We start from the raw sequence: 16,017 nt of genomic DNA on the forward strand, positions 1-16,017 counted from the left end.
TTAGTAATTGACCAACCCGCGGTCGCCGCCCTTTCCGGGCGGGCAGGCCGAAAGAGACTGGAGTTCATCATCGTTGACACCACCGCATTCGAAGCCATGGCAGCCACCGGCGCCGGCAAGACCGTGATCGCGGACAACGTTGTTGCGAAGATCGTCGGGATCGCCGCACGGGAGGTTCCCGGGGTCTTCGCGCTCGGCGGCGGCGCCGTGCGCGCCCTCGGCGCCATCCGGGACGCCATCAGCGGCACCGACCCGTCCCAGGGTGTGAGCATCACCGTCGACGAGACCCGGGTCGCCGTGGAGATCACCCTGGTCGTGGAGTACCCCCACGAGCTGCAGAAGGTCGCCGACGACGTGCGGGCCGCGATCACGAACGCGATCCACACGATCGTGGGCATGCAGGTGACCGCCGTCGACGTGACCGTCAAGGATGTTCACCACGCCACGAACACCACTGACGAGCCGGAGACCCCGGCCGTCTCCGAGTAACCGAACCGAACCCGATCAACCCGCGCTGCGGCGCCCACACACGTGCACTGACCCAGGGTCCACCGACCCGACTACCCCACAAAAGAAGGACACACTCATGAGCTTCATCGGATTTCTCATCCTCGGACTTATCGCCGGCGCCATCGCGAAGGCGATCCTCCCGGGCCGCCAGGGCGGCGGCTGGTTCCTGACGCTGATCCTCGGCGTGATCGGCGCCTTCCTGGGCGGCTGGCTCGGATCGCTCATCTTCGGGGTCAACCTCGGCGACTTCTTCTCGATTTCGACCTGGCTCCTCGCCATCGTCGGATCGATCATCGTGCTCCTGATCTACGGCGCCGTCGCCGGTCGCCGCCGGGCCTGACCGGCACGACGGCTCCCAGCCGAAACGGGCGCACCAGTCCTGGTGCGCCCGTTTTTTCGTGCGCGCCGATTGTCAGTCGCCGCCCACGTCGTGCAGGTGGTGCACCGGGTCGTGCACGAAGTACCGGCCCAGCGTCGTGACGGTGAAGACAGCGCCGTCGCTTCGTCGTCCGGTGCGCCCCCGGTCGGCCTCCGTGACGTTCGAGAACGCGTCGGCGACGGATGCCGCGGCCTCGGTGAGCTCCCTGGCCACCGCGGCCGGTTCCTGCTGGTTGTACCGGGCGGCGACCGCCGTCGTATCCTGGTCCCAATTCGGGAACGCCGGGTCGTCCTCGGTGAGCATCAGCCGCAGGCGCGCCTCGAAGATGCGGAACACGTCGCGAACATGGGCCGCGTACTCCAGGGCCGACCAGGTGTGGTCGTTCGGGCGCACCGCGACATCCGTGCGGTGCAGCACCGGAATCCAACGGTCCGCGTTCCGGCGCACGAGCCGGGGGATGTCGTCGAAGTCGACCTCGGCCGCGGCGAAACCGCATTCCGGGCATCGGGTCTCGAGCACCCAGGTCCAGTCCTTCGTGTCTGCTTCGATCGCCATGCGCAGATCCTATCCGGCTGGTTCCGGTGCAGCGGGCGGGGCGCAGGCCGTGGCGGCGCGGATCGCTTCCACCGCCTGCTCCTCGGTCCACGGCAAGGGAGCCGAGGGCGGCTCAGGATTGGTCGTGCCGGCGCCTGCCGTGCCGGCGGACGCCGGCACGGTCCACACGATCGCGGCGAGGCGCCGGGCCACCGCCTCAGCGAAACCGGCCCCGTCGGTCGAGTTGTTGAAGGCGACCACGATCGTCAGCCCGCTGACCGGATCGGAGTAGGCCGCCGAGATGAAGCCGGGGATCGCTCCGGCGCGCCCCCGGAGCGGACCGATTTGCTCGGCGCCGAGGCCGTAGCGTCGCCACTCGGGCACGTCGGCTCCTTCGGCCACGGTCGCCCACTGCGCCTGTGCCGTCGCGTCGGAGAGCAGGCTGCCCTCGGCGAGGGCGCTCACCCACTTCTTCTGGTCGGCAAGGGTCGACACGGCGCCCGCCGCCGCACCGCCCATCGACGGAGAGAGCTCGGTCACGTCCAGCACGCTGTCGCAGACGGGGTGCGCGGCGGCGTCGAGCGCGGCCGCGAGTCCCTGGGGGTGTGCGCCGGGCAGGCCCAGCTCGTTCGCGCCGGGCAGGCTCGTGCCGGTCATTTCCAGAGGTTCGAGCACCCGGCTCCGGTACAGCGACGACAGGTCCTGGTGGGTTGCCGCTTCCAGGGCCATCCCGAGCAGCACGACCCCGGTGTCGGACTGCGCCCAGGCGCCTCCGGGCAGCGCCACGCGCGGTGACCCCATTCCGCTGGACACCACCTCGCGCTCTGGCCAGATCCGAGTCGGGTTGTTCACGAATTGCGGCAGCAGGTTCCGCGTGTAGTCGGCCAGACCGGACGTGTTCCGGCACAGCTGGCCGAGGGTGATCCCCTCGAGGCCAACCACGCGGTCGAGGTAGGTCGAGACCTGGTCGTCCAATTTCACGGCGCCCTCATCGACGAGCTTCGCCAGGACAGTGCAGGTGAGCGCCGTCGTGTTCGTGCCGATGCGGTAGCTCATCGCCGTGCCCAGTGGAACCCCGTTCCCCGGGGCCGTTGTGCCGGGCGACACGACCCATTGCCCGGCCCACGGCGCCCAGACGCCGGCGAGGGCTCCGCTGGAGCCGGACTGGCTGATCGCCTCGGCGAGTGCGGCATCCAGACGGCCTGCGACCTCTGCCGGGAATGGCGCCTGCACCTGCGGGTGACTGTCGCCGATGGCACCGGCGGTGCCGGTGCATCCGGACAGCAGGAGCGCAGCACTCACGGCGAGTGCGGCCACGGCGCATCGTCGGGGCGCCCTCCCAACGTCAGTCATGGCCTCTCGATGTTCATTCCGTTACCCCCCGTTTGCCGCTGACCCCTATAGGAGGGAGTGTACTCACGACACGGATGCCGCGCCTGCTTTGACCAAACCGAATCGCCCGGTTCTCCGAATAGTTATCGTGCACGGATCGGCCGTGACACCAAACAGGAGGTCTTCTCATGCGCACATCACCCAATCGCCTCGTCGCCACCGTCTTCGGCGCCGTCTACCTGCTCGTCGGACTGCTCGGCTTCGCCGTGACCGGCGGCATCAGCTTCTTCGCGACCGAGGGTGGCCTGCTCCTCGGCCTCTTCGCGGTCAACCCGCTGCACAACGTGGCCCACCTTCTGATCGGCGCCGCGCTCCTGATCGCCGGGCTAGCCAGTGTTCCCGCCGCCAAGGCCGTCAACACCACGATCGGCGCGGTCTACCTGCTCCTGGGCATCGTCGGCTTCTTCATCGCGAGCACCGCGCTGAACATCCTCGCCCTCAACACGCCAGACCACTTCCTGCACCTCGCGAGCGCGATCGTGCTCCTCGGAGCCGGTCTCGCAGCCGACAAGGTCGTCAGTCGCAACCGCACAGCCTCGGTCTAGTCGCCGACGGCCCAGCCGGCACCGACCACGTCAACGCCCGTTCCAACGAAAGGCACGCCATGACCTCGATCAGCCGTCTCTGGCTCGCCTTCGCCGCGATGGGCGCCGGCACGATCCACCTCGCCGTGGGCGCGACCGCCCCGGTCCTGCTCGCCATCATCCTGGTCGGGTTCGGCGCCGCCGAACTCGCCTGGGGCGTCGCGACGCTGGTTCGGGGGCGGCTGGTCGTCCCGGACCTGGCCCTGTTCGGCGCCCTCATCCCCGTCTTCGTGTGGGGAACGACGGCGACTCTGGGCAGCGGGTTCGGGATCCCGGCCGGCGCCACTGGCCTCCCCCTCTTCCCGATGATGGTGGCCTCGCTGTTCGGCCTGTTCATCGCAGCAGCCCTCGCGGTCGTGCGCCGCAGGGCCGGCCGGAGCATCCGCCAGACCGGCAGTGCGGGCGCGCCCGCTCCGGGCGTCGGGCGAACGGATGTCGCGACCGCTCCGCAGGGCTGGCGCTTCCTCGTCGCGCTCACGATCGGCGGGCTGTTGTTCTCCGGCCTGACCACGCCGGCGCTGGCCGCGACGGAGGTCGGCGCCCATGCCGTGCCCCACGGCCTCCCGGCCTCGACATCCCGCACGCTCCCGGGATCGACGTCCCCCGCCCTCGTCACGCCCGGCCACCACCGCTAACCCGGCGGCCCGCCGACCTCGCGGCGCAGGTTTGAGAAGCGGGCGCACGATGCAACGTGCGCCCGCTTCTCAAACCTGCGCCGCGACTCTCGTTCGTGCGACGGGGCGGGGCGCGGCGCGACGCGGGTCGACGGGGCGGGGCGGGGCGCGTCAGGCGGGCAGGTCGCCGCGGGGACCGTTCATGAAGCGCTGCACGTTCTCATCCACGATGATGTCGCTCGGCCGCAGGGGGCGGGTCAGGTAGAGGCCGTCGAGGCTGGTCANGATGTCGCTCGGCCGCAGGGGGCGGGTCAGGTAGAGGCCGTCGAGGCTGGTCAGGCGGCTCAACGCGACATAGGTCTGGCCGGGGCTGAACACCCTCGCCCCGAGGTCCACGATCGCCCGCTCGTAGGTGGCACCCTGCGACTTGTGGATGGTGACCGCCCACGCCAACCGCAACGGGAACTGCGTGAACTCGGCCACGACGTCCTTGCTCAGTTTCTTGGTGGTCTGGTTGTAGGTGTACTTGAACTTCTCCCAGACGGCGGGCTCCACCTCGTGGGTCACCCCGTCGATGTCCACGTAGACCGTGGAGGCGACCCGGGTGACGGTGCCGATGCTGCCGTTGACCCAGCGCGGACCGCCGTCTTGCGGGGAATCGTTGCGCAGGAACATGACCTGGGCGCCGACCTTGAGCTCGAGCACCTCGTCGGCCGGGAACGTGCGGCCTCCGAAATCACCCGTGACGTCCGCCTTGGCCGTGAGAGCCTTCCCGGAGAGTCGCTTGAGGGCGGCCGCATTGATGCGATTCACGGAATCGTTCCGGGTCGCGAGGGTGATCACGCCCTCCGTCGGGGGCTTCCGCTCCCCCGCCGCGTTGAGCGCGCCGCCGATCTCCGGCGTGACCTGGCCGTGCCGAACCGCGTTGAGCATGAGCTTGAAGTCCGCGTCGCGCTGGCGGTGCACCTCGGTGAGCTCGAAGATGCGCAGGTCGGCGTCCCGCCAGACCCTGGCGTCGAAGAACCACATCGACCGGTAGGTGTCGGCGAAGTAGGCGCGCTCGTCAGAGTCCCCCGGCACAGGGGCAAGCTGGTACGGGTCACCGAAGAGCACGATCTGCGCCCCGCCGAACGTGTCGTTCGGCCGCTGGCGGGCCTGGCGCAGGCTGCGGTCGATCGCATCCATCAGGTCGGCGTTGACCATGGACACCTCGTCGATGACGACGGTGTCGATCGTGTTGAGCAGCTTGCGGAGCTGGTCGTTCTGGTCGATCTGGTGATCGGCGATCACGCCGATCGGCAGCCGGAACAGCGAGTGGATGGTCTGGCCGCCCACGTTGAGGGCGGCGACGCCGGTGGGCGCCGCGATGACGATCTGCTTGCTGGTGTTCCAGGAGAGGTGGTTCAGCAGCGTGGACTTGCCCGTTCCGGCCCGGCCGGTGACGAAGACGTTCTGGCGGGTGCCCTCGATCGCCTGGAACACCTCGGCTTGTTCGCGCGACAGCGGGATCTCGGACACGGGGGACGCTTTCGATGGGTGCGGGAGGGACATCCCACTGTATCCGCTGTCCCGCGACCGGAGTCCGTCAACACCCTGCCTGTGCACTCCGAGGGGGCGGATGCCTGCCCGTGGACCCGCGGCATGGGAGGATGTTGACGTGAGCACAGGGGACGGCACGGGCCGTGGCAGGCGGCGGCGCGCCATCCTCGCCGTGGTCGTGATCTCCGCCTTGCTCTGTGCAGCCTTCCTGGCCGCGATCGGATCGCTCAACCGCGACCTGTACAGCGCCGGCGGCTTCGTGCGCCAGTATCTCGAGGCCATCGCCCGGCACGATACGACCAGCGCGCTACAGCTTCCCGGCGTCGAGCTGACGAACAAAGCGCTTGAGGCCGCCACGTTGCCCCCGGACCTGCCGGCCACGCTGCTTCGACCGGCGGTGCTCGGCACGCTCACCGACATCCGCCTGACCCGTGACACCGAGGTCGAACCGGGCAAGCACACCGTCGTCTACGAATTCCGGCTCGACGGCAAGCCCGCGTCGATGGCATTCAGCGTCGCCCGCACCGGCACCTTCGCCGGGGTGTTCAACAGTTGGAGGTTCGCCGCCAGCCCCCTCGCCGTGCTGCAGGTCACGGTGCTGCACGAGGCATCCTTCACCGTCAACGGCCTCACCCTGGACACCCGGGCGCACGCCGAGGCCGACGCCCCGGCCACCTTCTCGAACCAGGCCGCCTACCTCGCGTTCGCGCCCGCGCTGTACTCCGTCGCCCACTCGTCGAATCTGCTCACCGCCCCGGCACAACAGATCGCGGTGACGAAGAACGGGGCAGCGGATGTCACGGTCGACGCCGAACCGAACAAACTGTTCCTCGACCAGGTGCAGACCGAGCTGAACGGGTTCCTCGACGCCTGCACGACCCAGCAGGTACTCCAGCCGTCGAATTGCCCCTTCGGCATCGAGATCAACGACCGGGTGCAGAACGCTCCCGTCTGGACGATCGCGGAATACCCGGTGGTCGCCCTGACTGCGGGAGAAACCACCTTCGAGATGGCCGACACCACCGGCCAGGCCCACCTCGTCGTCGAGGTGCAGTCCTTGTTCGACGGCGAGGTCGAGACCAGGGACGAGGACGTCCCGTTCACGGTGGCGCTGAGCGTGACCGTCAGGCCCGACGGGTCGCTGGCGATCCAGCTGCGCTGACCCTGTCAGACCAGCCGGTCACGGGAGGCCAGTGCGGCAAGCTGGTCGTTGTAGCGCTTCAGCTCCGCCTCGCCGGTGCGGTCCGCGTTGCGGTCGGTGCGCCGGGATTCCTTCTCGTCGCTTCGACTCCACTGGATGGCGACGGCGATGGCCAGCGCGATGGTCGGGATCTCACCGACGCTCCAGGCGATGCCGCCGCCCATCTGCTGGTCGGCGATGCCGCTGAGGCCCCAGTCCCGCCCCATCGCGCCGTACCAGTCGGCGAGCAGGAGCCCGGTGCCGGTCATCATGGTCACGCCGAAGAAGGCGTGGAACGCCATCGTCCCGAGCAGCAGGAGCAGCCGGCCGGCATAGGGCAGCCGGTAGGGCACCGGGTCGATGCCGATCAGGGACTGCACGAACAGGTACCCGGTGATCAGGAAGTGCACGACCATCCACTCGTGGCCGATGTGGTCGGTCGTCGCCCAGCTGAACAGGGAGGAGTAGTAGAACACCCACAACGACCCGGCCCACAGCCCGGCCGCCACCAGCGGGTTGGCGAGGATGCCCGCGTACCGCGAATGCACGGCCAGCAGGATCCACTCGCGCGGCCCCCTGCTGTCGTCCTGACGCTTGCGGATGGCCCGGGCCGCGAGGGTCACGGGCGCGCCGGGCACGAGGAACACCGGCACGAGCATCGTCAGCGCCATGTGCATGAGCATGTGCGACGAGAACAGGTAGCTCGCGTAGAGGTTCGCCCCACCGTTGGTGATGTAGAACAGGATCAGCATGCCGATGACCCAGAGCACGGTGCGGTAGAGCGGCCATGTGTCGCCGCGGCGCCGCAGGCGGGCCACCCCGGCGAGGTAGAAGAAGATCCCGAAGGCGCAGAACAGCACCCAGGCGAGGTCGAACTTCCACTCGGTGAAGTACCGGCCGAAGGTGAGCTCCGGCGGCAGGACCTGTCCCGTCAGGATCTGGGCGGGGGTCGCGGTCGGAACCGCGGTCGCCACGATCTGGGCCACCGGGGTGGCCGTGCGCGCCAGCGCCGCCGCGACCCCGGAGGCCAGACCCATGAAGCCCAGCTCGGCCACGACGAGCCACCAGAACCAAGTGCGGGACCCGGCGCCGCCCTGCGTCCGGCTCTGCTGCATCCGGGCCACCAGGAAACGGCGCTGCAGCACGCCGAACCCGCCGACGGCGATCAGCGCGACCACCTTGACCAGAACGAGGATGCCATAGGTCGTGAACAGCCGGTCCCAGGTGCCGATCCGAAGCTCGGCACTGACGTAGCCGGTGGCAGCGACCACGACGAAGCAGACCATGGCCAGCGACGAGTACCGGGCGATCACAACGCCGAGCCGGCCGCCGACAAGCTGATTGCGGAGGATCACGATGGTGAGCAGGCCGCCGAGCCAGACCGCGGCGAAGACGAGGTGGAGCCCCAGGGCGGTGATGGCGACGTCGTGTCCCTCCGCGCCGGCCGCATGCCCCTGCAGGGCCATCGGAACGAGAGCGCCGACGGCCAGGACGGCCACGAAGACCAGCGCGGTCTGGTTCCTCACGGCGAAGCAGAGCACCGTGACGCCCGCCGCGACGAGCGTCGTACCGAGCCAGGCCTGGCCGAGTCCGATCTGGCTGAAGAACTGGCCGGCGGTGGCGCTGAACCGGTCGTCGAAGCTGAGCGGCACATTCGTCAGCTGCAGGAAGGTGAGGAAGCCGGTGACCGCCGCGGCCACCGTGAGCAGGGCAGCGGATGCCGCGGCGAAGTCGATCGCCGTGTTGAATTCCGGTTCCCGCGGGCTCAGCGCGAAACAGGTCAACACCAGCGCGCCGATGGTGCCGGCCGCCCCGAGGTTGACGAGCAGCTTCGCGAGGGGAAGACCCCAGCGCACGACCGGACCCGGATCGGCGAGAAGCTGGCCGGCGGCGCCACCGCCGTACGCGAGGGCGACCAGAGTCGACAGCACGGCCGCGATGAGCAGGACCGCCGGACCGGATATGCGCAGGAGACGAGTCACTGACTCAGCCTATCCGCGCCCCACCGTCCTGAGCGCCCGCCGCTTCTCGTCACACACGACGGGGTTAAACACGGGGGGCGTCGACAGAAGTCGACGCCCCCGCACGAAGGCGAGACTACTTTGCGGCGGCCTTCAGCTTGCTGCCGGCGGTCAGCTTGACGCGGTGGCCCGCGGCGATGGCGATCTCTTCACCGGTCTGCGGGTTGCGGCCCGTGCGCGCTGCGGTAGCGGTGCGCTCGACTCCGAGCCAGCCCGGGATCGTGACCTTGCCGTCGTGTGCAACGGTGTCGGCGAGGGTTGCGAAGAAAGCGTTCAGAACGCCGTCGACGGCAGCCTGGCTCTGGCCAGAGTCTGCGGCAACCTTGGCAACGAGCTCGGTCTTGTTCAGCGACTTGTCAGCCATTGAGTGTCCTCCTCGGACCTTTGTCTGTAAAAAACAGGTTTTCACGTAAATGCGGACGCCGCCCTCGAAAGGACGACCCCGTTGGTCGGTTCGACCGCGTTGAATCTAACAGAGTTCCGCCGAAAACCCCGGATTTACGGCGTTTTGGGACGCTTTCACCCCCGGAAGCGGCTCATTTTGCGCGCTCCGCGCAAAACGAAGGGGATGCCGACCGAAGTCGACATCCCCTTCGTCGTTCGCAACCTGGGTTGTGAACGGGAATCAGGCCGTATTACCAGCTGGACTTGGTGATGCCGGGCAGTTCGCCGCGGTGAGCCATGTCGCGGAAACGAACGCGGGAGATTCCGAACTTGCTGAGGTGTCCGCGCGGACGGCCGTCGACCGCGTCGCGGTTGCGCAGGCGAACCGGCGACGCGTTGCGGGGCAGCTTCTGCAGGCCGAGCCGGGCCGCTTCACGCGACTCGTCGGTGCCGGCCGGGTCAACCAGGGCCTTCTTCAGCTCAAGGCGCTTCGCCGCGTAGCGCTCGACGATAACCTTGCGCTGGTTGTTCTTGGCAATCATGCTCTTCTTCGCCATTTTTAGCGCTCCTCACGGAAGTCAACGTGCTTGCGCACTACGGGGTCGTACTTCTTGAGCACGAGACGGTCGGGGTCGTTACGACGGTTCTTCTTGGTCACATAGGTGTAACCGGTTCCAGCCGTCGAACGGAGCTTGATGATCGGGCGGACGTCATGCTGCTTGGCCATTAGATCTTCTCCCCACGGGCGAGAAGGTCCTTGACGACCGACTCGATGCCACGAGCATCGATTACCTTGATTCCCTTGACCGAGAGGGTCAGGGTCACGTTACGGCGAAGCGACGGTACGTAGTACTTTTTGGTCTGTACGTTCGGGTCGAAGCGACGCTTGGTGCGCCGGTGCGAGTGCGAAATGTTGTGTCCAAAGCCGGGAACGGCTCCGGTCACCTGGCAGGTAGCTGCCATGGTTCTCCTCCAATACCGAAGGGCGAATGCCCTTCCCAAGATCTCTTGTCGGCCGGTACGCAGACGATTCCCGGTGAACGGGGAGCCTGTGACAACGGCAATGCACGCACAGATATGCGCAGCAGCGTTCCACTTTACGGGCATGGCCGCCGATCCGCAAACCGGCGCCCTTCCCGGGCAGAGCTGCTCAAGCGGTGACGGATGCCCCGGTGCAGGCGGCGCAGAGCCCGAAGATGTCGATCACGTGCGCCGCCTGGCTGAAGCCGTGCTCCGCGGCGACGTTCGTCGCCCAGTTCTCGACGGCATCCACCTCGATTTCGATCGTGAGGCCGCACCGGCGGCAGATCAGGTGGTGGTGGTGGTCGGTGGTGCTGCACGCCCGGTACAGGCTCTCCCCCTCCGGGGACTGCAGGGAGTCGGCCTCGCCCTCCAACGCCAGGTCGGCCAGCGCCCGGTAGACCGTGGCGAGTCCGATCGGCGATCCGGTGGAGTGCAGCCGCGAATGCAGGCCCTGGGCGCTCACGAAGCCCTCGGTTTCGCCGAGGGTGGCGCGCACCGCCTCCCGCTGCCAGGTGTTTCGCTTCACGGTCTGAGCCTCATGGTCTCAACCGTAGCCGCGACCGGCCGAGGGAGCGCACGCCGAGGGCGGCCAGGAAGAATGCGGCGGCCGTGAGCGCGATCGCGGGCCCGGCCGCGATGTCGAGGAGCCGGGACAGGAACACGCCGGTGAGTCCGGCGGCGGCCCCCAGCACGGGCGCCGCGACGACGATCTGGGCGGCCGTGCGGGCCAGCAGCCTGGCGGTGGCCGCGGGCGCGGCGATCAAGGCGATGGCGAGGATGGCGCCGACGGCCGGCATCGCGGTGACCACGGCGGCGGTGATCAGGGCCAGGCTGAGCAGCTCGATCGGCCATTCCCGGTAGCCCGCGGCGCGGTATCCGTTGGTGTCAAAGGTGGAGAAGAGAATTTCCTTGCCCAGGAACACGATGACGAGGACGGCCACCGCGAGCACGAAGCAGGCCAGCACGACATCACCGGTCGTGACCGTGAGGATCGACCCGACCAGGTACGAGTCCACCTGCACGGGCAGGGACGGGTTGAGCGATTGCAGGAGCACGCCGAGCGCGAAGCCCGCGGTGAGCAGGATGCCGGACGCCACCTGGCTGCCCTGCCGCTTCACCCGCCCGATCAGGGTCATGATCCCGACGATGGCGATGCTCGCCAGTGCGGCGCCGACCGGAATGCCGATGCCGATGATCGTGGCGGCGACCGCGCCGGGGAAGGTGGCGTGGGTGAGGGCCTGGGCGAAGAAGGTACGCCGGCGGAGCACGACCAGCACGCCGACCAGCCCGCAGAGGGCGCCGATCACCGCCGCCGCCAGGAGCGCCTTCTCGAAGTAGTCCATCAGCGCGCCACCCGGCTGCGCCGCAGCCCGTCCACGGCCAGTCGCAGGAGCAGCGCCACGGCGTAGCCGGCGACCAGCACCAGGACCACGGTCGCGCCGCTGGGCAGGTCGATCCCGTCCCGCACCGAGGCCTGGAAACCAAGCGCCAGCCCGAGCCAGGCGCCGAGGGCAGCGAAACCGGCCGCGATCGGGAACAGCAGCCACAGCCGGGTCGTTATCAGTCGCGCCACGGCGCCGGGCACGATCAGCACGGCCAGCACGAGCAGGTTGCCGACGGCGCTGGATGCCGCGACCACCACGAGCGCGATGGCCACATTGAGGACAAGGTCCAGGGCCAGGGTGCGGTAGCCGGCCGCGGCGAACCCGACCCGGTCGAACGCCCGAAACACCTCTTCCTTGAGCGTGAGGCCGATCATCAGGAGCGCGACGGCGCAAATGACAACGGTCTGCACCACCTCCGTCGGGCTGACCGTGAGGAGGCGGCCGAAGAGGAGCTGTTCCAGCTGTCCGACGTAGTCGGTCTGCCGCGACACGAGGATCACACCCGCACTGAACATCGCGGTGAAGACGATCGCGATCGCGGCATCCGAGGTCACCGACCGGCGCACGATCACGGTGAGCACGACCGCCGCGAACAGGGCGGCCACCATCGCTCCCCCGAACAGACCATCGCGACCGCCCCACACGAAACCGATCGCGATGCCGGGGAAGACCGCGTGGGTCAGCCCGTCGCTGATGAATTCGAGGCCCCGCAGGTTGACCAGCACCCCGACCACGCCGGCAACCAGGCTGAGCGCGGCCAGCACGACCAGCGCGCGGGTCATGAACGGCAGGGCGAAGGCGTCGACGAGCGAGCTGAGGAACTCCACTCAGTGTCCCGTGTGCCCGGGAACGACGACGGTGTGCTCGTCCAGCTCGACGCCCACCTCGCGGAAGGTCTGCTGCACGTTCTTCAGAATCAGCACGCTGTCGCGCGGTCCGAACGCCACCTGGGCACCGTTGAGCAGCAGCACCTGTTCGCAGACCTCGCGGGCGAGCTGGAGATCGTGGGTCGACACGAGCACTGCCACCCCGCTCTCCTTCAGTCGCAGCACCGTTCCGACGAGGGCCTCCCGGTTCGCCTGGTCCAGCCCGTTGAACGGTTCGTCGAGCAGCAGAAGCCGAGGTCCGGAGGCGACGGCACGCGCGAGCAGGCCGCGCTGCTGCTGACCGCCTGAGAGTTCGCCAAAGCGGGTCTTCGCGCGATGGGCCAGTCCCACGGCTTCCAGCGCGCGTGCGACGGCCTCTCGGTCGCGTTTGCCGGGCAGGCGCAGCCAGCCCAGGGCGCGGTAGCGCCCCATCATCACCACCTGCTCGAGCGTGACCGGGAACTGCGGGTCGAGCTCGTCGGCCTGCGGCACGTAGCCGATCGACCCGGCCGGCGCCGACGACTCCCCCAACACCTCGACGGTCCCGCTCACGCGCTGGATCAGGCCGAGGACACCCTTGAGCAGGGTCGACTTGCCGGAGCCGTTGGGTCCGATCAGCGCAACGGCCTCGCCGGCCCGCAGTTCGAAGTTGATGTCCTCGAGGGCCGGCTTGTGGCCGTACGAGAAGGACGCCCCCGACACCTTGAGCGCAAGGGGAGCGTTCGGCTGTACTTGAGAAGGGTTCTCGCTCACGGTCCAACTATCGCAGGTCTGCCGGAACCGGGGTGGGGGTTGCGCCCCAGGATTCGAGGATCCGGGTGACGTTGTGCACCTGGGCGCCGATGTAGGTGGCGCCGTTGCTGCCCCGCGCGCCCAGCGAATCGCTGTAGAGCGCGTCCTCGCCGGAATACACCCTGACCCCGGCTTCGCGCGCGATGGTGTCTGCGGCCTTCGGGCTGATCGAGGCCTCGGAGAAGACGGCCTTCACCCCGGTGGCCCGGATCGCCGCGACGAGCTGGTCGATCGCTGCGGCGCTCGGCTCGGCGTTGTCGTCGAAGCTCGGGATGATCGAGCCGACATAGGTGATGCCGTAGGCGGCAGTGAAGTAGCCGAACGCGTCGTGGTTGCTCACGAGCAGGCGCTGCGCCGCCGGCACGGCGTCTATATTGGTGCGGATCCAGGCGTCGAGTTCGGCCAGTCGGCCGCTGTAGGTCGCCGCATTCGCCGCGAAGACCGCGGCCTGGTCGACACTCGCGCTGCTGAGCCCGTCGGCGATGGTCTGCACCATGGTCTCAGCGTTGGCCACGTCGGTCCAGATGTGCGGGTTGCCGGATTTCTCGGTGCCGCCGAGGACCTTGATCCCCGCTGCCGCGGTGACGCTCACGCCGCCGAAGCCGCTGGCGCTGATCGCGTCGCTGAGCCATTCTTCGAGGCCGACGCCGTTGACGACGAGCACGTCGGCCTCCCCCAGGGCGGCCAGGTCCGCGACCGACGGATCGTAGCTGTGGGCGCTTTGGTTGGGTTGGATGAGCTGGGTGACGGAGGCACCGGGGGTGTCGCCGAGGACGTTGCGGGTGAAATCGGCCACCTGCGTGGTCGTCGCGACCACCTTGAAGTCTCCGGCAGGTCTGGAATCGGCTGCTCCGCCGGTCGGGGCGCACCCGGCGAGGAGCACGGCGGCCGCGGCGGCAAGCGCGGGGAGGACGAATCGCTTCTTGATCACCGTGCGAGCCTACGTCTATTGATAATGATTGTCAAAACCATTAAGGCCGCTCCGCGGGCAGGTCAGACGACGCCGGACGTGCCGAGCAGGGAGCCAATCAGGAAGGTGACGACCAGTGCCGCCGCCCCGCCGAGCACGACCCGGATGGTCGCGCAGAGCTTCGGGCTCCCGCCGAGGTGGGCGCCGGTCATGCCGAGCGCCGCGAGGGCGATGAGCACGGCACCGAACGTGATCGGAATGCGTACGCTTGAGGGCAGAAGCAGGATGGCCAGGAACGGGAGCAGCGCGCCGAGGCTGAAGGCCGCGGCCGACACCCAGGCGGCGTGCCAGGCACTGACGACGTCGTCCTCGGCGATGTTGTGCTCGGCGAGCAGGTGAGCGCGCACCGGATCAATCGCCGTGAATTCCACGGCAACCTGCCGGGCTGTGGCGGGGGCGAGTCCCTGCTCCTCGTAGATCTGCGCGAGTTCCTGGAGTTCGCCTTCGGGGTCGAGACTGAGCTCGCGCTTCTCGCGCTCGATCAAGGTGCGCTGGCTGTCACTCTGGCTGCTCACCGAGACAAATTCGCCGAGGGCCATCGAGATGGCCCCGCCGACGAGGCCGGCGGTGCCTGCCGCTGCGATGGCGGCGGTGGAGCCGGTCGCCCCGGCCACGCCGACGACGAGGGCCGCGACGGAGACGATGCCGTCGTTGGCGCCGAGCACCCCGGCACGGAGCCAGTTGAGCCGGCCGGCATGGCTCTCCGTGCGCGTCGGTTCGGCAGCAGCGACCGAAGCAACAACAACCGAAGGGGTGAGGGAAGCGATTCCGGCGGAGACGAGGGTGGTCATGACGACCATCAGAACACAGGCCGGCATCCCGCCGCCAGCGTGGAAAGCCTTACCTCACCGCCGAGTAAAAAAGCTGGTGAGGCAAGCCTTCCCAAATATTCAGCCGACTACTCGAGCAGCAGCGCGGGCTCCTCGATGATGGTCGCGACGTCGGCCAGGAAGCGGCTCGCGACGTCCCCGTCGACGACGCGGTGGTCGAAGCTCGCCCCGATGGTGGTGACCTGACGCACGCGCACCTCGCCGTCGACGACCCACGGCTTGGGCTTGATCGTGCCGAGGGCGACAATTCCGGCCTCGCCTGAGTTGAGGATGGGGGTGCCCGTGTCCATCCCGAACACGCCGATGTTGGTGATCGTGATCGTGCCGCCCGACATATCGGCCGGGGTGGTCTTGCCGTCGCGCGCGGTCATCGTGAGGCGTTCGAGCGCACCGGCCAGCTCGAGCAGGCTCATGTCCTGCGCCTTCTTGACGTTGGGCACGATCAGGCCGCGCGGGGTCGCCGCCGCGATGCCGAGGTTGACGTAGTGCTTGATGATGATCTCCTCGTCGGTGAAGATCGAGTTGACCGTGGGGTTGCGGCGCACGGCCCAGATCATGGCCTTCGCCATGATCAGCATGGGGGAGACCCGCACGCCGGCGAAGTCGGTGGAGGCCTTGAGCCGTTTGACGAACTCCATCGTGCGGGTGGCGTCCACGTCGACGAACAGGCTCACGTGCGGCGCGGTGAACGCGCTGGAGACCATGGCCTGGGCGATGGCCTTGCGCACGCCCTTGACGGGGATGTGCTCCTCCCGGTCGCTCGGCCACTCCGGCGTCTGGATGTTGCGGAAGACGCTGGCCTGGGTGGCGGCGCGCAGCACGTCCTCCCGGGTCACGTCGCCGACGGGGCCGGTCGCCTCTACCAGGGACAGGTCGACGCCGAGGTCCTTGGCGAGCTTGCGGATCGGCGGCTTGGCGATGACCGGTCCGGCGGATGCCGCGCGCGGCAGCTGGGGGAGCGGCGCGGCCGCGGGCCGCGGGGCGGAGACGGGCGGCGGCGCGATCGTCTCGTGG

General features: G+C 68.7%; 20 protein-coding genes. 5 read left to right on the forward strand and 15 right to left on the reverse strand.

All coding sequences use genetic code 11. The features are described from left to right. Positions 1–96: 96 nt before the first annotated feature. Complete coding sequence (locus tag E3T48_RS00375) at positions 97–489, forward strand: Asp23/Gls24 family envelope stress response protein (protein ID WP_134521916.1); 393 nt, start codon at positions 97–99, stop codon at positions 487–489. 97 nt (positions 490–586) lie between these two features. Next, positions 587–850: a GlsB/YeaQ/YmgE family stress response membrane protein gene (locus E3T48_RS00380; protein ID WP_134521917.1), complete on the forward strand. Its 264-nt coding sequence runs from the start codon at positions 587–589 to the stop codon at positions 848–850. A 72-nt stretch (positions 851–922) separates the two neighbouring features. On the opposite strand, the gene E3T48_RS00385 is transcribed toward E3T48_RS00380, so the two are convergent. Both E3T48_RS00385 and E3T48_RS00390 read right to left on the reverse strand, forming a co-directional pair. Beyond that, positions 923–1,444, reverse strand: a complete 522-nt coding sequence (locus E3T48_RS00385) for a DinB family protein (RefSeq protein WP_134521918.1) — start codon at positions 1,442–1,444, stop codon at positions 923–925. A gap of 9 nt (positions 1,445–1,453) precedes the next feature. Continuing rightward, a complete protein-coding gene (locus tag E3T48_RS00390; RefSeq protein WP_166789577.1) occupies positions 1,454–2,740 on the reverse strand; it encodes a serine hydrolase domain-containing protein in 1,287 nt (428 codons plus the stop codon). Positions 2,741–2,943: 203 nt separating this feature from the next. Here E3T48_RS00390 and E3T48_RS00395 point away from each other — a divergent pair, with 203 nt between their 5' ends. Beyond that, the gene (locus tag E3T48_RS00395) at positions 2,944–3,360 is read left to right on the forward strand and encodes a DUF4383 domain-containing protein (protein ID WP_134521920.1); all 417 of its coding nucleotides are present in this window, start codon (positions 2,944–2,946) and stop codon (positions 3,358–3,360) included. 59 nt (positions 3,361–3,419) lie between these two features. Further along, on the forward strand, positions 3,420–4,034 hold the full coding sequence (locus E3T48_RS00400; RefSeq protein ID WP_134521921.1) for a hypothetical protein: 615 nt from the start codon (positions 3,420–3,422) through the stop codon (positions 4,032–4,034). A 150-nt stretch (positions 4,035–4,184) separates the two neighbouring features. Here the strand turns inward: E3T48_RS00400 and E3T48_RS00405 are convergent, their stop codons facing one another. Then, complete coding sequence (locus tag E3T48_RS00405) at positions 4,185–5,531, reverse strand: ATP-dependent DNA helicase (RefSeq protein ID WP_134521922.1); 1,347 nt, start codon at positions 5,529–5,531, stop codon at positions 4,185–4,187. A gap of 139 nt (positions 5,532–5,670) precedes the next feature. On the opposite strand from E3T48_RS00405, the gene E3T48_RS00410 reads away from it, so the two are divergent. After that, positions 5,671–6,714, forward strand: a complete 1,044-nt coding sequence (locus tag E3T48_RS00410) for a hypothetical protein (RefSeq protein ID WP_134521923.1) — start codon at positions 5,671–5,673, stop codon at positions 6,712–6,714. Positions 6,715–6,719: 5 nt separating this feature from the next. Here the strand turns inward: E3T48_RS00410 and E3T48_RS00415 are convergent, their stop codons facing one another. From E3T48_RS00415 to E3T48_RS00470, 12 genes are all read right to left on the reverse strand, one after another. Beyond that, the gene (locus E3T48_RS00415) at positions 6,720–8,714 is read right to left on the reverse strand and encodes a bifunctional copper resistance protein CopD/cytochrome c oxidase assembly protein (RefSeq protein ID WP_174844110.1); all 1,995 of its coding nucleotides are present in this window, start codon (positions 8,712–8,714) and stop codon (positions 6,720–6,722) included. Positions 8,715–8,829: 115 nt separating this feature from the next. Continuing rightward, complete coding sequence (locus E3T48_RS00420; protein WP_134521924.1) at positions 8,830–9,117, reverse strand: HU family DNA-binding protein; 288 nt, start codon at positions 9,115–9,117, stop codon at positions 8,830–8,832. A 271-nt stretch (positions 9,118–9,388) separates the two neighbouring features. After that, positions 9,389–9,694 (reverse strand): 30S ribosomal protein S14, encoded by a 306-nt coding sequence (gene rpsN / locus E3T48_RS00425; protein ID WP_134364793.1) that lies wholly within the window; start codon positions 9,692–9,694, stop codon positions 9,389–9,391. A 2-nt stretch (positions 9,695–9,696) separates the two neighbouring features. Continuing rightward, positions 9,697–9,864, reverse strand: a complete 168-nt coding sequence (rpmG, locus tag E3T48_RS00430; RefSeq protein WP_104099752.1) for a 50S ribosomal protein L33 — start codon at positions 9,862–9,864, stop codon at positions 9,697–9,699. Further along, positions 9,864–10,100, reverse strand: coding sequence for a 50S ribosomal protein L28 (gene rpmB, locus E3T48_RS00435; protein WP_104099753.1), 237 nt, complete (start codon positions 10,098–10,100; stop codon positions 9,864–9,866). The genes rpmG and rpmB overlap by 1 nt, the downstream gene beginning before the upstream one ends. Before the next feature lie 187 nt (positions 10,101–10,287). Then, a complete protein-coding gene (locus E3T48_RS00440) occupies positions 10,288–10,686 on the reverse strand; it encodes a Fur family transcriptional regulator (RefSeq protein WP_134521925.1) in 399 nt (132 codons plus the stop codon). A 10-nt stretch (positions 10,687–10,696) separates the two neighbouring features. Further along, positions 10,697–11,503, reverse strand: a complete 807-nt coding sequence (locus tag E3T48_RS00445; RefSeq protein WP_134521926.1) for a metal ABC transporter permease — start codon at positions 11,501–11,503, stop codon at positions 10,697–10,699. Continuing rightward, entirely contained in the window at positions 11,503–12,372 is an 870-nt protein-coding gene (locus E3T48_RS00450; protein ID WP_241986473.1) for a metal ABC transporter permease, read from the reverse strand. Before E3T48_RS00450 ends, E3T48_RS00445 begins: the two co-directional genes overlap by 1 nt. After that, the gene (locus tag E3T48_RS00455) at positions 12,373–13,164 is read right to left on the reverse strand and encodes a metal ABC transporter ATP-binding protein (protein WP_134521927.1); all 792 of its coding nucleotides are present in this window, start codon (positions 13,162–13,164) and stop codon (positions 12,373–12,375) included. Between the two features lie 7 nt (positions 13,165–13,171). Further along, a complete protein-coding gene (locus E3T48_RS00460; protein WP_134521928.1) occupies positions 13,172–14,134 on the reverse strand; it encodes a metal ABC transporter substrate-binding protein in 963 nt (320 codons plus the stop codon). Between the two features lie 62 nt (positions 14,135–14,196). After that, a complete protein-coding gene (locus E3T48_RS00465) occupies positions 14,197–14,964 on the reverse strand; it encodes a VIT1/CCC1 transporter family protein (RefSeq protein ID WP_134521929.1) in 768 nt (255 codons plus the stop codon). Positions 14,965–15,071: 107 nt separating this feature from the next. Then, positions 15,072–16,017: dihydrolipoamide acetyltransferase family protein (locus tag E3T48_RS00470; protein ID WP_134521930.1), on the reverse strand; the 946-nt coding region annotated here is incomplete at its 5' end.

This window comes from Cryobacterium fucosi, assembly GCF_004403515.1.
GTDB lineage: Bacteria > Actinomycetota > Actinomycetes > Actinomycetales > Microbacteriaceae > Cryobacterium > Cryobacterium fucosi.

Coding starts and splice junctions, on each gene's coding strand:
- E3T48_RS00420 (WP_134521924.1), bottom strand. CDS start 9,117: ATGGCTGACAAGTCGCTGAACAAGACCGAGCTCGTTGCCAAGGTTGCC.
- rpmB (WP_104099753.1), bottom strand. CDS start 10,100: ATGGCAGCTACCTGCCAGGTGACCGGAGCCGTTCCCGGCTTTGGACAC.
- E3T48_RS00380 (WP_134521917.1), top strand. CDS start 587: ATGAGCTTCATCGGATTTCTCATCCTCGGACTTATCGCCGGCGCCATC.
- E3T48_RS00395 (WP_134521920.1), top strand. CDS start 2,944: ATGCGCACATCACCCAATCGCCTCGTCGCCACCGTCTTCGGCGCCGTC.
- E3T48_RS00385 (WP_134521918.1), bottom strand. CDS start 1,444: ATGGCGATCGAAGCAGACACGAAGGACTGGACCTGGGTGCTCGAGACC.
- rpmG (WP_104099752.1), bottom strand. CDS start 9,864: ATGGCCAAGCAGCATGACGTCCGCCCGATCATCAAGCTCCGTTCGACG.
- E3T48_RS00400 (WP_134521921.1), top strand. CDS start 3,420: ATGACCTCGATCAGCCGTCTCTGGCTCGCCTTCGCCGCGATGGGCGCC.
- E3T48_RS00375 (WP_134521916.1), top strand. CDS start 97: ATGGCAGCCACCGGCGCCGGCAAGACCGTGATCGCGGACAACGTTGTT.
- rpsN (WP_134364793.1), bottom strand. CDS start 9,694: ATGGCGAAGAAGAGCATGATTGCCAAGAACAACCAGCGCAAGGTTATC.
- E3T48_RS00465 (WP_134521929.1), bottom strand. CDS start 14,964: ATGACCACCCTCGTCTCCGCCGGAATCGCTTCCCTCACCCCTTCGGTT.
- E3T48_RS00445 (WP_134521926.1), bottom strand. CDS start 11,503: ATGGACTACTTCGAGAAGGCGCTCCTGGCGGCGGCGGTGATCGGCGCC.